At 67.5% G+C, this 14,602-nt stretch carries 16 protein-coding genes and 4 tRNA genes; 1 reads left to right on the forward strand and 19 read right to left on the reverse strand.

Annotation, left to right across the window (positions count from 1 at the left end):
• Positions 1 to 21: 21 nt before the first annotated feature.
• From ACGFQ9_RS01850 to ACGFQ9_RS01910, 13 genes are all read right to left on the reverse strand, one after another.
• Positions 22 to 387 (reverse strand): hypothetical protein, encoded by a 366-nt coding sequence (locus ACGFQ9_RS01850; RefSeq protein ID WP_393570127.1) that lies wholly within the window; start codon positions 385 to 387, stop codon positions 22 to 24.
• On the reverse strand, positions 380 to 739 hold the full coding sequence (locus ACGFQ9_RS01855; RefSeq protein ID WP_393570129.1) for a hypothetical protein: 360 nt from the start codon (positions 737 to 739) through the stop codon (positions 380 to 382). The genes ACGFQ9_RS01850 and ACGFQ9_RS01855 overlap by 8 nt, the downstream gene beginning before the upstream one ends.
• Positions 740 to 1,093: a hypothetical protein gene (locus tag ACGFQ9_RS01860; RefSeq protein ID WP_393570131.1), complete on the reverse strand. Its 354-nt coding sequence runs from the start codon at positions 1,091 to 1,093 to the stop codon at positions 740 to 742.
• Positions 1,090 to 1,470 (reverse strand): hypothetical protein, encoded by a 381-nt coding sequence (locus ACGFQ9_RS01865; protein WP_393570133.1) that lies wholly within the window; start codon positions 1,468 to 1,470, stop codon positions 1,090 to 1,092. Before ACGFQ9_RS01865 ends, ACGFQ9_RS01860 begins: the two co-directional genes overlap by 4 nt.
• Before the next feature lie 228 nt (positions 1,471 to 1,698).
• A complete protein-coding gene (locus ACGFQ9_RS01870; protein WP_393570135.1) occupies positions 1,699 to 2,724 on the reverse strand; it encodes a major capsid protein in 1,026 nt (341 codons plus the stop codon).
• 10 nt (positions 2,725 to 2,734) lie between these two features.
• Positions 2,735 to 3,130 carry a head decoration protein gene (locus tag ACGFQ9_RS01875; RefSeq protein WP_393570137.1) on the reverse strand — a complete coding sequence of 132 codons (396 nt, stop codon included), beginning with the start codon at positions 3,128 to 3,130 and terminating at the stop codon, positions 2,735 to 2,737.
• A 22-nt stretch (positions 3,131 to 3,152) separates the two neighbouring features.
• The gene (locus ACGFQ9_RS01880) at positions 3,153 to 3,701 is read right to left on the reverse strand and encodes a hypothetical protein (RefSeq protein ID WP_393570139.1); all 549 of its coding nucleotides are present in this window, start codon (positions 3,699 to 3,701) and stop codon (positions 3,153 to 3,155) included.
• A 39-nt stretch (positions 3,702 to 3,740) separates the two neighbouring features.
• Complete coding sequence (locus ACGFQ9_RS01885) at positions 3,741 to 4,550, reverse strand: hypothetical protein (protein ID WP_393570140.1); 810 nt, start codon at positions 4,548 to 4,550, stop codon at positions 3,741 to 3,743.
• Entirely contained in the window at positions 4,531 to 6,045 is a 1,515-nt protein-coding gene (locus ACGFQ9_RS01890) for a phage portal protein (protein ID WP_393570142.1), read from the reverse strand. Before ACGFQ9_RS01890 ends, ACGFQ9_RS01885 begins: the two co-directional genes overlap by 20 nt.
• A 12-nt stretch (positions 6,046 to 6,057) precedes the next feature.
• Complete coding sequence (locus tag ACGFQ9_RS01895) at positions 6,058 to 7,767, reverse strand: terminase (protein ID WP_393570144.1); 1,710 nt, start codon at positions 7,765 to 7,767, stop codon at positions 6,058 to 6,060.
• A 9-nt stretch (positions 7,768 to 7,776) separates the two neighbouring features.
• Entirely contained in the window at positions 7,777 to 8,238 is a 462-nt protein-coding gene (locus tag ACGFQ9_RS01900; protein WP_393570145.1) for a hypothetical protein, read from the reverse strand.
• 413 nt (positions 8,239 to 8,651) lie between these two features.
• Positions 8,652 to 9,248: a DNA primase gene (locus ACGFQ9_RS01905; RefSeq protein WP_393570147.1), complete on the reverse strand. Its 597-nt coding sequence runs from the start codon at positions 9,246 to 9,248 to the stop codon at positions 8,652 to 8,654.
• Positions 9,249 to 9,493: 245 nt separating this feature from the next.
• Positions 9,494 to 9,763, reverse strand: coding sequence for a hypothetical protein (locus ACGFQ9_RS01910; RefSeq protein ID WP_393570149.1), 270 nt, complete (start codon positions 9,761 to 9,763; stop codon positions 9,494 to 9,496).
• A gap of 334 nt (positions 9,764 to 10,097) precedes the next feature.
• On the opposite strand from ACGFQ9_RS01910, the gene ACGFQ9_RS01915 reads away from it, so the two are divergent.
• Complete coding sequence (locus tag ACGFQ9_RS01915) at positions 10,098 to 10,358, forward strand: hypothetical protein (protein WP_393570151.1); 261 nt, start codon at positions 10,098 to 10,100, stop codon at positions 10,356 to 10,358.
• Between the two features lie 3 nt (positions 10,359 to 10,361).
• Here ACGFQ9_RS01915 and ACGFQ9_RS01920 read toward each other — a convergent pair whose 3' ends face one another.
• From ACGFQ9_RS01920 to ACGFQ9_RS01945, 6 genes are all read right to left on the reverse strand, one after another.
• Positions 10,362 to 11,486, reverse strand: a complete 1,125-nt coding sequence (locus ACGFQ9_RS01920; protein ID WP_393570153.1) for a hypothetical protein — start codon at positions 11,484 to 11,486, stop codon at positions 10,362 to 10,364.
• Between the two features lie 56 nt (positions 11,487 to 11,542).
• A tRNA-Pro gene (locus ACGFQ9_RS01925) sits at positions 11,543 to 11,617 on the reverse strand.
• A 113-nt stretch (positions 11,618 to 11,730) separates the two neighbouring features.
• Positions 11,731 to 11,802: transfer RNA gene (locus ACGFQ9_RS01930), tRNA-Thr, on the reverse strand.
• A 115-nt stretch (positions 11,803 to 11,917) separates the two neighbouring features.
• Positions 11,918 to 11,990, reverse strand: a tRNA-Asp gene (locus ACGFQ9_RS01935).
• A gap of 146 nt (positions 11,991 to 12,136) precedes the next feature.
• A tRNA-Ile gene (locus ACGFQ9_RS01940) sits at positions 12,137 to 12,210 on the reverse strand.
• 796 nt (positions 12,211 to 13,006) lie between these two features.
• A complete protein-coding gene (locus ACGFQ9_RS01945; protein ID WP_393570155.1) occupies positions 13,007 to 14,602 on the reverse strand; it encodes a recombinase family protein in 1,596 nt (531 codons plus the stop codon).

Here is a 14,602-nt window from a genome sequence, read left to right on the forward strand (position 1 = left end):
TTCGGGTCGAATGTCAGGGGGTTACGCGTCCCGGAGGCTCACGGAGTACGCGGCGCCGCGACGGTGCACGGCCGGATTCGCCCACGGCCGGCGGGAAGGGCCGGAGGTGCAGCGCACGCCGCGGACGACCGCATCCGGGACGGACCCGTTCAGGAAGAGCAGGGCATCCCGCACGCTGTTCGCCAGGGTGCGTGCCTCATCCGCTGTGGCTGCGAAGACGTCGACAGCGATCCGCGGGTGCGCCGCAAACCGCTCGTCGGCCCCGCCCGCGCGCTGCACGCGCACGAAGGGCAACACGTTCTCCAAGTCCGGGGGCGTCTCGGCTCCCGCCGTGACGCTGAGCGTCGCCTCGATCCACGGCGCGATCACAGATTCGACGTCAGCCACCACGCGCCGCCTTCAGGGCCTCGATCGCCCGTCGGAGCGGGGCGTACTCCGGGACGCGACCGTCGCCGTATTCGACGCGCCAGGCGTGCGGGGCCGTGTTCAGCACCCGGGCGCCGGCGCGCTGCCGGGGACGCCCGCGGAACGGTACGTTCTTGTAGATCGGGACGACGGAGAACGACGCCTCGTAGAGCCCCGCGTGCCGGTCCTCCGTCGGGTTGCCGACCGGCGCGAGCGCTTGCGCCTCGTTCTTGATCTTCTCCGCCGCTGCCAGGCACGGAGCCTGGAGCCATGGCCGGGAGAGCATGGAACCAATGCCGGAGTACCGGCCGGTGTAGCGAGAGCGGTAGGCCACTTAGCCGGTCACCTCCGTGACGGTCGCTTCCACACGGGCAAGGGATGTCAGCGGGAAGACGAGGGGGCGGCCGATGACCTCCCACACCTCGTCACCTCGGATGATCCTGTCTGCCGGTCGCACGTCGGTCCCGAGCGGCGCCACGAAGATGCGTCTCGTGCTCACCGTCTCCGACGCCTCGTTCGTCTCCGACGAGGCGCCGACCGTGACGCCGTACGGACTGATCACTCCGCAGTTGTCGACGCGAATCTCTACCGGCGGGCCAGGCACGTAGGACCCCGTGGAGTCCCGCACCCGCGGCCCGGGACGTCGGATGTAGCACGTCTCTGACAGGAGCGCTCCGATCAGGCTCACGCCGGCCGCCAAACCCGCGCGCACGGCACGGCGTCTTCAGGGCTGATGTCGAGCATCCCCGCCCCAGACGCCATACCGACAGACCGCCGGAGCCGGCGCCGCTCGTCCTCCGAGAGCACGACTCCGGTCTGTGCGTCGGCGTACGTGACCAGCATGCCGCCCGCCTGCTCCGAGCGGACTCCGCCCGGGTTTGTCAGGACGCGGGCTGCGACCGCCAGAGCAACGGCCTTCACGCCCGGCTGAGGCGGGTCCGTCAGGCGGTTGCCGACCTCCCCGCGGAACGCGTCGAGGGTGAGCTCATGTGCCAGGTTGGCCGACTCCTGCGGGAGCGGCGTTCGGAGGAGCGCCACGAGCTCAGTCGTCGTGAACAGGAGCATCGGCCGCCTTCCGTCGCGTCGTCCGGCGGGCGGGCGCTTTCGGCGGGTCCGTGAGTGTACTTACGGACGCCGTCGGCGCCTCCGCCCACGCCTTCGGGTTTGTGATCTTCGACGTGGCCCATTCCGGGACCTCGTCGGCGGGGCCGAACACGTGGGCCGTCCCCTTGCCGTCCGTCACGTGGACGTACGTCGCTAGCTTGGCCATGCGTGTATGCCTCGCGTTTCTGATCAGGTGAGAACGTCGGCGACGAACGTCAGGTCGGGCGCCGCCAGGACCGGGAGGGCGATAGCCGTCGCGCGGGTCCAAACGGTCTGCGGGTCCTCGCTCTTGTACGCGCCCACGGCCACGCCGGCCGCGTCGCCCTGCAGGCCGTACCGCGGGTCGTTCGCCTCCACCGGCACGCCCCACATGGTCTTGCCCGCTGCGTCGCCCTGGTCGGGCAGGAAGCAGATCTTGTCTTCCGGCGTGACGCGGGTAGCGGCTCCGCCGACGGACACCTTCGCGTCGTAGATCACCACGGGCGGAATGTCAAAGTCACCGAGGGCGGCGTTCAGCGCGTCACGGGTCAGCACAGTCGGAGCCGACGAGGCGCCGGAGAACGCCAGTTCACGAATCTGCTTGTTTCGCCGCAGGAAGTTGTAGATCTTGCGGGACATCAGCGTGTACGCCGGCAGCGTCCCGTTCGTGGTGTTGTACGTGTCGAGCCACGACTGAAGGTCGTCGTACGCGAGCGCCGTCTCCGTGCTGCTCCAGACGGTACCCGCCGTCACGGTGTGACCAGCCGCCCGACCGAAGTCGACGGACGCCTGAACACCGTTCTCGGCGATCGTTACAGCACCCGTGAAGAGAGCCTGCCCCCGAGCAAGCTCGATTCGCGCGGCAATCGCGCTGACGAGCTTGACCGCGTCAGCCTCCATGGCGTCGCGGATCTCCGAGCCCTGCGTGTCGACGTTCCGCATGCGGATCTGCTCGTACTCGCCAACGGGCATCTTCCGCGACAGGGGCGGCAGTTCGCCCGTCACACGCGAGGCGCCCGCGCGAGACCCGATGTCCGACTCGGCGTCGAACGCGCGGAAAACGGCCGCCTCCACGAGACCGCCACCGCCCCGGTTGAACCGGTACGTCAGGTCGTTGATCGTGTCGTTCGGAAGCCACCGGTTCAGGCTGAAGGTGTTTTCCTCGCGATCCCGCAGAGCCTCGCGGGCGTACCCGGTGAGCTCCGCAGGAGTCGCGTAGTTAGTGATGAGCTGCATGCTCTACCTCTCAGACGAAGATGATGCGGCCGGCGACGTCGGTCTTTCCGGCAGCGTCGACCGCCACCGGGAGCTTCGCCTCGCGGATGAAGCAGTGAATGAGCATGGAGCCCACAACTGCCGTCGACGCGACGCCCCGAGCGTCTACGTCCTGCGGGGTGAACAGGAAGCCGACGAGGGTCTGACGGCCGTCGACAGCAGCGTCGGAGTACAGCCCGTACTTCCCAGACGCCGTGATCTTGCCGAGCGGGAGACCGCTCTTCAGGTAGTTGTCCGGGTAATGCGTGGCCTTGGTGAACGTGCTCACGTCCACCGTGATGCTCACCGGGGCGTCGGTGCCGTGGGCGGACCCCAGCCAATCCCGACGGTCCTGCGTGAAGCTCTCAGTCTTGAGGCTGAGGTCCATATTTCCTCCGTGATGAGGTTGGTCAGTTCTTGCCGTAGCGGGCGCGGTATCGCTCGGCGCCGGTCGCTACGGACGAGGTGTTGCCGACGTCGGTCCCCCGGGGGCCACCGGAACGCGCAGCCGGCGGGGTCGGCGTCTGCGGCGCGAAGGCGGTCAGCAGATCGTCGGCGTCCTGCTCCAGCTCTTCGCGGGTCGAGCCTCGGAGCCGGTCAGCCTGCGCAGCCGTGAGACCCTTCTCCGCCGCGACGCGGACACGCAGGGCGTCAGCAACGGCCGCGTCCCGAGCCGCCTCCGCAGCTACACGGGCGGCCTCCGCAGTGTCTCGCTCTGCCTGGAGACGCTCCGACTCAGACAGCTCCGCCGCCTTGCGCGTCTTCAGTTCCTCGTCGGCCGCACGAAGGCGCTCCAGCTCCGCCGAGTCCGGGGCCGCGTTCGCGCGCTGCTCGTGCTTGCGCGCGTGGTGACGCCAGTACGCGACCTGATGTTCCGGGGCCATATCCGCCGTTGCGGTGTTGTCCGGGTAGCCGTGTTCGTTCAGCGTCGGCGGCTTGGGCGTGGTCTCTTCAGGCATGCGGTTCCCCTGTCGGGAGTCGTCGGCCCATGGCGGGCGTCAGGTCGGAAGGTGTATGTCGTCGGGGCCGGTGAACCGCTGGCCCCGGTAGCCGAGCACGGGCCCAATCTCTCCGTGCTCGCGGGCGATGATGATCTTTCGATAGTCGACTGCCCGGCCACCCCGGTCGAACTGGCCGATGGCCGCCTCTACCGCATCGTGGATCGCTTCGAGCCGCTCCTCGTCGATGACCTGGCCCGGGTCGTAGTCGGCCCGGACCGTCTTGACGAGGCAATCGCATCCGGGGTGGATCGGCGCAAGGTCGCGTTTGTGGTAGCGCTGCGTCGCCGCGATCATGCACAGGGCACAGTCGTACTCGCCTTGCAGCTCCCGGACGGTGTACGTGACGCCGGGCTGTTCAGCAGTCACCTCGCGCACGGTGTGCGTGCGGGCAAGCTGTAGATCGGTCTGCGTGATGACGTCGAGCCGGCGGGCGCCACGGTCGATAGCGACGTCCAGCGGCTCGCCGTTCGACAGCGCCGTCCACGTCTCCACGAACGGCCGCCGGTAGACCTCCGCCGGGTCCACGTCGCGGAGGGCTCGCCCGGTCACCCGGTCGAGGTCGAGCTCCGCACGCGACTCCTCGTCGGCGATCTCGCGGTAGAGGGTCTCCAGATACGAGGCTGTGAGCGTCGCTACCTGACGTTGGCCGGCGAGGACGATCGGGAGGGCCGTGCGCTGGAATCGCCGGACGTCGGCGTCCCGCCAGGATCCGAGGTCTGACCACGCGCGGCCGGAGCGCCCGAGGACGGATGCCCACACGCGGCGGACGGCCGTGCCGTACCGCTGATCAAGCGGCGTCAGCGTCATCGGCGCTCCGCCCGATCACGGGCCGCGGGTCGCGCTGCTGCGCGTCGGCCTGGCCCTGACGCTGTGCGGGGATGGGGTCCGTCGTCGGAGTCGCGTTCAGCGCGTCGGCCGCACGGTCAATCTCCATGCGGGAGATCTCGCCCGGGGTGTATCCCATGTCGACCATGCGCTGACGCCACGGGACGCCGGCGCTCGCCTTTTTCACGGCCGCGTCAGCCATTTCGGAGACGCTGCGGAACTCCGGGTCAGCCCAGAGGGTTTCTGCGCTCCACGCCTTCGCGCGCTCGTCGTCGCCGAGGATGCGGAAGGCAAGGCGCATGGCCTGTTCCCACGACTCACCAAAGTTGCGGGTCCGGTCACGGACCTTGGACACGAGGCCGGTCTCTGCCGCGCTCAGGGCGTCGCCGGAGACGTTCACCACGGCGCCGATCAGGTAGTGCGGCGGGGTACGGGTGAGTGCGGCCAAGTCCTGAACCGCGGACTCAACGGCGCGAACGTACGGAACGAGGTCCGTGGCGCTGAACTCACCAAACTTGGATTCGGGGTCGGCCACCGTCCACAACTGTCGGATGTCGAGGCGGAACGGCTGAATCTTCTGCCCGGTCAAGGGGTCCTCGTCGACCTCCAGGCCGGCGGCCCAACGCTGCCGGAACGCGCCGTACTTCATCGCCGCCATGAGGTTGATAAGCGACAGGTTGATCCGGTTCTGAACCGAGAGCACGTCCTCGTGCTCCGCGAACCCCTGCGGGCGCCGGTTCCGTCGGTTGACGAACGGAACGAGCGGAACGACGCCGAGCCCATTCGCCTCCACGCCGTCAGCGGCGTCGGGCGTAGCCCATGCGTCCCACGTACGCAGCTCCGCCGTGGAAGCTGCGAACACCGGGTGAGCGCGCCGGGTAGTGAAGTGATGGATCCGGTCAGGCAGCCACAGCGTCGCGCGGGTGTCGCCCGTCCAGTCGTCGCGCCACAGTTTCAGACCAGCCGCTACCCTGCGCCGACTGCCCTGCTCGTACTCCACCGCGACTTGCGTTGGCGTCTCGTGTGTCAGGACCGGCCGGCCGTCGTCTCCGCGCTCAACGAGGACAAAGGCGCGGCGCTGCGACAGGGCGCCGTAGTGGACAAGGCCCGAGTCAGCGTCGAGGCTGTTCTCCTGCCAAATGCGGTTGGCGTCGTCGTCGGCCTGACGGTTCGCCCGGCCCCGGCTCTGGGCGGTGCCGAAACGAAAGCCGTCGACCCTCATCCGCTCTGTGGTCGCGTCGATGACCAGGCTCGCCCAGTTCGTACGCGCGTCGCGCATCCACTCGCGGGCCTCACGCGGATCTACGCCCTGCACGTCCGGGAGCGGCGGCGTGCCCTCTGCGAACTTCCGAAGCGTCGTCAGGCCCGGGACCGTCTCGCCGTCCTCGTGGCGGTCATCCCGCTCGTCGAGAATCTGTTTTCCGAGCCGCTTCAGCCACCACCCGGGGGACTCTGGCTCGCTTGCTTCAACAGGCACGGGGCCCCCTTTCTAGAACGCGACGAGAGAGCGCGAACGCTTCTTACGCTTCGTGATTCCGGCAGCCACGGCGTCGGCGCGGCACTCGTAGGCGAGGACGGCCGACATGGCGGCGTCGATCTTTTTCGGCGACTTCGCGTGTTCCTTGCCGATACCGAGGTGATTCCGGCCCATCGGCCGGCGGCGGGCGTTGCGCACGTGGCGAGTCAGCGTGGCACCGAGACGGAGCAGGGCGGACGGCTCGTCGACGTCAAGGGATTCGGCGTGCGACAGGCCCTTGTCGTCTACCGCTTCCATGAAGCGATCGAGGGCCGACTCCATGGCGGTGGGACGGTTCGTCCACCACTCCAGGGGTCGCGCGGCCGTCGCACGGACCTGAAGCCCCTCGCCGTGCTCCGCGGTCCAGCGGTCTACGTAGTCCTGCCAGTGCGGCGGGTCCGCGTACATGCCGCAGACCTCGTAGCGCTCGAAGGCACGGTTCACGGCGTTGTCTACGCTCTCGCGGTCGACCTGCCACCCGTCGCCCTCTGGACCCTCCGGCCTCTCCCAGACGCCGATCAGCATCAGGTGTCCGTCGGACACGCGGCAGGCGGTGAGCGCCGTTGCGTCATCGCGGATGGATCCGTCGAAGCCGAGCGTGATCAGCTCACCCGCGGCTATCTCTTCCGCGCGCCGGCAGAGCGCCCACGCATCGGGGTCCATCCACGCATCGGACGCGACGGTGCGGGAGTTCAGGAAGTACCTGCGGCCGTCCGCGGAGTCGTTGCGGAGGTCATAGAAGTCGTCGACGAGGGACTCAAGATCCATCCACTCCATGGCGTCGCCGTAGGCGTCCACCAGGGCGGCACGGAGCTCGTCCTCGTCCTTCAGGTTCCGGCACTCGCCCCAACGGTGGTCGTACATGAGGCGGGCGCGCCCGCGTCTCTTGCGGCCGTCTCGGATGGCTTCCGCTTCCTCGTACGTCCGCTCAGCTACGGAGTCCTGCCCGGGGGCGAACATGGTGGTGGTTTCGAGGTACCACGTCTGAGCTCCGCGCTTTCGTTTGCGAAGGTTGCGGGTCACGGTCGCGTACATGCGCCGCAGCTCAGGTGTGTTGTACAGGTGCGTCTCGTCAAAGCAGACCCACGTTTCCTTACCACCGTCCTTCGACGAGGACGAGGCGGTCGACGGCATGATCTCCCCGCCGTCAGGGAGGATGATCCGGGTCAGCCCGACGTCGACGCCGGGGACGAGCGACAGGGGCGACGCCTCGTCGGTCAAGTTGAAGTGGATGGTGTCGAAGACGTTGCCGGTCTGACCTTCCTCCGTCGCCATGATGCGGAGGTACGGCACCTTGACCGGGCGGCCCATCGGTTCGCCGGCCTCGTAGACGTACTCAAAGCCGAGTCCCCACGGGTCGCGGTAGATCTCCCCGCCCTCCGCCCAGCCGGCGAAACGCGCGGGACCGAAAGCCTCGAAGAGACCGATGCGGGCGCCAAGACCCGACTTGTCGCAGCCCTTCGGGCGGCTGAAGAACGCGCTGTCGTAAAGGAGTCGACCCTCGTCGTCATCGACCGCGTAGCAGTCCACGACGAAAGCGGTGTACTCGTCTCCGTGCCGTACCGGCTCACCCTGAACGTCGCCAGGGCCGTGCACGACGAAGTGTTCCATCCACGCAACCGCGAGCCACCCGAGCGAGCGGGCGCGGTCATGACCGGGGGCGCGCACGATTGCGCGCGGCACGCGGTCTCCTTATCCAGTGAGGCGAGCTCGTCGAGAGCTGATGTCGCTCACGTTGTCGGGGCGCTGTGCGGGCGCCTGGCGGGCGTTCGGGTCGTCGACCTTCAGCTTCAGGCGGGCCCGGTCCTCCGGCGTGGCGCCGAACTTGGCGGCGCGGAGGCGGATCTCGCTCGCGTACTCCCACCGGCCCTTGCTCCACATCGTGTGGTGCATCAGGGCTGTGTCGATCAGGAACAGCCAATCAGTCTCGATGAAGGTCTGCGCCATGGGCGACGTGCGCCAGGAGTCCCACCAGCGCTGTGTCATGGGGTGCCACTCGACGACGCGACCTGTGTCCTCGTCGACTCCGAGCACGCCCTCCGGCAGCTCCGGGCCTCGAAGTTCGTCGTCGGGAGTCACGACCGTTTCCGGCTCCGTGGCGTTGCGCCGGCGACGCTTCGCCGGGTCCTTCGGGGCGGGGCCTCGTCCGGCCATCCTTACTCCCTTCGTTCGGCCCTCGGTAACTGTGTCCCGCCACTTGCGCGGTTCGTGCTATGATCCCAATGCGACGAGCTTGTATAGCGCATTGAATAGGCCCCCGGGAACCCGATGCCCGGACCGGCCAAAGAGACCTTTGTCTAGCTCGCGCAGACCGAGACGTGCATTCGGGCGCATCTCCGTCCTTAACCACTGGTGTGGTTAGGCCGGGTGCGCCCTTTTTCCTTGGCCTGACCCAAGATTGAAAGGTCTGCCAAGAATGGAGCCCATCGGTTGGGTTACCGTCGCGATTGCCTGCCTTGCCGGATTCAACACCATTGCTAGCGCTGCGCTTGATCAGGTGCCAGCTCTCGCCGCCAAGGCTGTTACGGCAGTTCGGTCGCTGAGGGAACTGTGCGACGAAATCCGGACTAAGAACAGCACAGCGGATCGATAACACCCGTCAAATCCGCAAGCAGAGACGGGGCGTTGCCATGCCGGCGCCCCGTCATTGCGATGTACCGGCCGGCGCCGTAGACCTCCACGGCCGTGCCGTCGGGGCGTCGGATGCGGCGCCCCTGTCGGACGTCCGCACGGCCCCAGATGTGCAAGCCGTCGCCGGACGGGGACACCTCTACGTAGGTGGTGCCCGCGTCTCGGAGAACGGCGGCGGCCCACGGGGCAAGTCTCCCGGTGAGCGGGTTCAGACAGTGGTCGAGGTCGAGACAGACGATGTCGTCGACGTCGGAGAGGACAAAGCCCAGACCGACGCCGGCCGACGAGGCGGCGGCATCCTCATACGTGCTCCAGGTCCGCGGGTTCGTCGACGAGGCCGGCATGCTGCCGGTCGTCAGCGGAACCTTTGCCGCGGAGCGTCGAACCCACCTGGCGCGGGTCGTCAGCTCGACGGGGAGCGCCGTCGCCTTGGCGCGTGAAAGCGCCTTGCGGCAACGGGGCGAACAGGTGCGCGCGTGCGAGCGAGCCATGATCGGCAGCTCCGCCGGGCACATCGCGCACGTCCTCGTCATGGGTTCATCGTAGTAGGGGTGCGTCACACTTTCAAGCCTCTCACCTGCACAAACAGGATCATCAACCATGTCGGCGAGTCACGCTTTCAGGGCAGGGTCAATGCTCCGGTACCCCCGGAAGGGCACACGCGGCCGCCTCCCGGCTTGTCAGGCGCCCGCCCGAAACGGCGCGCTTCAGATCCCCCAGACCCGTACAGACCGCGCCTACCAGCACCTTGACGGTCTTCCTGTTTTCCGGTCGGGGGTCACCCCCCTGGGGTCGGGGCGTCCAGCGCGGCCGTGAAGCCGGCGCGAGGCTCCCGACGATCACCGTCGGCGAGCTCGCCGCGGATCTCCAGGCGGCTCGGGACGAGCGTCAGCCGGATCGTCGTAGGTCGGCCGTCGCTGCCTACCCTGATCTTGACGTCATCCAGGACGCGGCCAAGGTCGGTGCCGTTCACGAGCACGCGCGTCACGCTGACGCCGTTCTCGCCCGTGTCGTCGTCCTCCACGAGCACCACATGAGCGCCTGCCATCAGTCCTCCAGGGCCGGATGAGTGGGGCGCGGGCGCTGCGTGCTCACCCTCGTCCGTGCTGCTGCTGAACCGCCCTCGTGCGCGCTCTTGCGGGCATGGTGCCAAGGGCAGAGGAGTTGCAGGTTCCCGATACTGTGATCGTCGCCGGGAACGATGTGGTCCACGTCTGTCCCTGGTTGCTCGCACCGTCGGCCGTCGCTGTGCCGGGCCACGCAGACGCCACCGTCACGGCGAATGACACGCCGCCGGATACGCGGCCAGTCTGCGGGCAGTCGCTGCCGGCGGTTGCTTCCTTCCCACGCCATTGCAGCCCCCTCTCATCTACGCTGCGCCCATGGGATTTCGAGATGCTGTCACCACGGCGGGTATAGGCAAGGCAGCCACTAAGCGCATGGAGGGCGGGCACAAGATCTTCGCCTACCGCATCCAAGTACCGGAAACGCCGAACGACGACATGGCTGCTGTGGCGGACGCCATTGAGTCCGTCGAGGCGCTCGGGTGGCGGCTCGACCGCATGGAGCCCGATGCGTTCGTGGGAAAGAGTGCGTTTACGACGAACCGGTCTTGGATGCTCGTCTTCCGCAACGCACTCTGACGTCTACTTGATCCCGTCCCCGTCGTTCACGTGGACGATGGCCGGCGCCGTCAGGCTCTTCGCCCCGTCGACGGCGAGGAAGCTCTCCCGGGTCCGATTGTTCTTCCGCGTGCACGCGTCGTAGACCACACGCTGACGGGCACTCGGCGCCGTCAGGTGGTACGCGTGCCTGCCCACGAGGTCACAGTTCCGATAGCTCACGCCGCCGGGATTCGTGTACTCGTGGGCAACGAGCGCCGCCGAGTGAGGGCGGAAGCCAAGGGCAGTGTCCGACACTCCGTCGAAGACGACGTGCCCGCCGTTCCACGCCGACTTGATGACCTGGCTCGTCGCGTGCCGCAGCTCGAACCGCGTCCCCCGCACCGCCAGGTGCTGAACGCTGTCTGCGTGGCCGGCAAGCGGCATGTTGAAGAACCGGCTCGTGCCACCGTCGGAGCGCTGACCCTTGATAATCGCCGAGCCGCCGTCGACGGTGATGAACCCGCCGCGCTGCGCCCGGATGAAGTCGCCCGAGTCGTATTCGATCTTGCAGTCACGGAACGCGTAGTTCAGGAACTGATCTTGGCTCAGGATCGCGGGCGTCTGGCCGATGTCGAGGAACGCGGTCGAGTAGCTGCCGTTCACGTGACAGTTCGTCCACCACATCTCGCTGTTGCAGTTCGAGTCAGCCGGCCCGTCGAGCCCGACGCCGTACGCCCAACTGCCGCGCCACTCCACGTTGTGCCAACCCCAGTCCTGCGCGCCGCCCGTGCTGAGCGACCGGAGGTACGAAGCACGTGGGTTCGTCGAGCGGAACGAGACGTCACGGAACCGGACGCCCATCCATCGATCGTCGTTCAGGAGCAGCGACTCCGCGCCGGTCATGACGACCTCGCTCGCGCGCTTGCCCAGTCCGCGGACCGTCAGGCCCTGCGCCCGTCCCGGAGCCGCCTGCATCACGGTGCCGCTCACGGTGTACGAGCGGGTCAGAAGGACGCTCACGGTCGATACCGGGACGCCTCCGCCCTCGTCACGCCGTAGCCGGCGGTTGATCTCCGCGAAGAGCGCACGAAAGGCGTTGGTGTCGTCCCGGTCGGTCGGGCTGCGGAAGTCGTCGGGGCGGAGCTCGTGGGGCGTCGGCGTCGTCATGGTGCCGTCCTCGTCGTCGCGGGACGGCACGGCGCCCCTGTCGGGTGGTCGTGCGGTGGTCGGGACGGCAGGAATCGAACCTGCGGCCACCCGGTCCCAAACCGGGGGCTCTACCGCTGAGCTACGTCCCGTCGTCCGGACCGTGAGGCCCGGGTGTTGGTCGTCGCGACCGGTGTCACGCACCAAGTCCACGACCTCTGTCCGCAGGGACGTGCGCAATCGCATTGGGTATGCGGGACAGCAGAGCCCCCGGCAGGGATCGAACCTGCGGCGCCCGTCTTACGAGGACGGCGTTCTACCGCTGAGCTACGAGGGCTGGTTAGGGAGTCACGAAGCGCGTACGTCGCCGTGAACCTCCGCGGACTGCGGAACGCTAAGCATGATCGGTGCCTCGCGCTCCTCCCGCGGTGTGCGTCTTACACCGCTCCCCGCGCTCCCGACCGGATTCGAACCGGCGCCCCTCCGCTCGACAGGCGGACGCTCTGACCACTGAGCTACGGGAGCAGATGTGCCGCTCACTCCGTCGAGGAGCGGCACGACGGGCTACGCCGGTCCTCCGCGGGGTTACTGACGAATCCCGCGGGTCCGGCGGAGGTTCAGGCTGCCCCGTGCGTCAGGGACGGTCAGCCACGGCGTCCGTCTCGCCGTCGTACGTTCGCCAGGGCTCGAACCTGGGACCTCCGGCATATCAGACCGGCGCTCTCACCAACTGAGCTGCGAACGCACGCCGCACGGCTCCCGGTCTGCCCCAGGGCACCGCACGGCCTATCCAAGAGACTCAGTAGCCCCGGAGGGCGGGTGAGCCTTCGAGCGTGGATCCGGCGGGATTCGAACCCGCGATAGCTGCCTACTACCGGCGCTCTGCCCCTGAGCTATCGAACCCTTGCGTGGACGTGACGGGATTCGAACCCGCGGCGCGTAACCCATTGCCCGTACTGACGGCGGGACCGCGTCTTGTCAGTGTCACCCTTTGGCCAGGCTCGGGAACACGTCCACCTCCCCCACCGCCCGTCCCCTGGACGTCGGCAGGAAGCCTCATGGAGCAGCCGGCGCCGCTCAACCGCGCTCGACCTCCGGAGGAGAGGGCGGAGGGAGCGCAGGAACGGCGCCGGCCGTCGGAGGGGAGTCGGACCGCCCGCCAGTCGCGACGGTCGCGGAACTTCCCTCTACTACTGTTATGGGTGCGCTGTGACGGTTTTCGTGATCATGGTCCGCGTCCTCCCCCCGGAGGGCGGTGGACAGACTGACAAACTAACCCCCTGTTTCCATTTCTCTCTACACGCGGTAGGGGAAAGTAGAAATAGGGGGTTAGTTTGGCTTTTTGGCCCCTGGTTTGACCTACGCCGCTACACACCGTGGCACAGCAGCCCAACATGTGACCGTGCGTAAGAACCGACAGGGGCGGAGGCGGCTCGTCGACGAGGGCGGACGGGCACGGGCGGGGCGACGAGCAGCCGTAAGCGCGCCCGATCAGCCTCCGGACGCGCTCACAACCGTTATCTACCCGTTACCTCCCGGGCTCAGAGTTCCTCCACGGTGGCCCATTTGATCTCCACGCGCTCCGATCCGACGAACGGTCCGCGGACGGTTGCGCGTTTGACCTTGATCTGATCGATCGCCAGTCTCAGCAGCTCCCGACGGAGCGGGAGGTCTGCGGCGTCCCACGCTTCCTGAGCCTGCTCCGGTTCCATCAGGAAGCTGATGTCAACGGCACCTCCACCGAGACGCTTCAGGACCGAACGAGCCTCGTCCATGTCCTTGTTGACGTCCTCCCACGCCGGCTCGAAGAACCGGGCCGCAGGCCCCTCGTACAGCCCCTTGCGTCGGTCCCTCAGGAGGCGCTCCATCTGCGCCTCTGCGGCTTTGAGAGCGGCTGTTGCCGCCTCTAGCTCTTCGCTCTCGTCGGGCCTCGTCAGTGCGCCCCATCTTTGAGCCACAACGGCGAGCAGCGGATCTTCCTCGTCGGCGTTGGTCAGCCTCTCCAACCACGCATAGGCAACGTACGTTTCGACCGGCGGCCCGTATGCAGTGACGGGGTTTTTGCATTCAGCACCGCCCATGACTGAGGCGCAGGTGTATGACCTACTCATCCGCGGCGCTGCTTTGCCGCAGGAGGCGCACCGCATCAGGTCAGTCAGCAGGTGCTTTTTACGCCCCCTGGCGCTTCCTGAAACCGTCGGGTCCGGACGAGAATGCCCCGACATAGCGCGAATCGCGGACGCCCGTTCTTCGTCTGTGACGAGGCAGACGCCTGCCCTTACCCGCTTCCCCCCGGAGTCCGTGTAGATGGTTCCGGGGCCCCATGTCAGCCTGACGACTTGCCAACCGCTGTACGCAGGATTCCGCAAGAGTCGCCAGATTGTGTTGTGGTTCCACACTGCGCTGCCCATGGGACCGGGGATTTCGTCCTTTTTCAGCGACCGGGCGATTTCACGGAGGCTCATCCCCTCCGCCGCCATGAGGAAGATTCGCCGCGCAGTGTCGGCCTTTGTGCCCAGATGGGGGCGCTCAGGGTTTGCCGGCGATTCATCTTCGACGAGCTTTCGCTCCTTCGTCGCTGCGAGGCCGTAGGGGACACGACCAGAGACCCACTCCCCATTGTCCCGCTGCATGGCTTTGGTGTCGGTGATGCGCTTCGAAATGCGCTCCGATTCCTCGCGCGCATCCTCGGCTTTCCACATGATCATGCGACGATGATTGGGGTCGGACGAGTCGAGCCCGTCCTCGCCGAAGATGATGCGCCCGCCCTTCAGGTTCTCCAGAACCGAAAGTACTGCGAGGGCGCCCTTACGGCTGAAGCGGTCCAGCTTGTAGCACCAAAGCGTTCCGATCTCGCCGGCCGCTAGCGCCATGAGCGCGCGATCGTAGTCGGGCCGCTTGATGTCCTTCGAGGCGCTTAGCTTGTCGGCCCATACCTTCCGGACCGTCAGGCCGTTCCACTCCGCCCACTGACGCCCCCTCGTTTCCTGCATCGCGGGGGACAGGTCCCCGCGGCGCCCCGCGATCCTGACGGACTTGCGGGCGTAGATGTCCATCAGCTGTTCGGGTGGCAGCTCTTCCCCATCGGTCACACACGTGAGTATGCGACCCCGGTTCTCGATTGCATAGGTGTTCAC

The organism is Streptomyces sp. NPDC048603, from assembly GCF_043199475.1.
Lineage (GTDB): Bacteria > Actinomycetota > Actinomycetes > Streptomycetales > Streptomycetaceae > Streptomyces.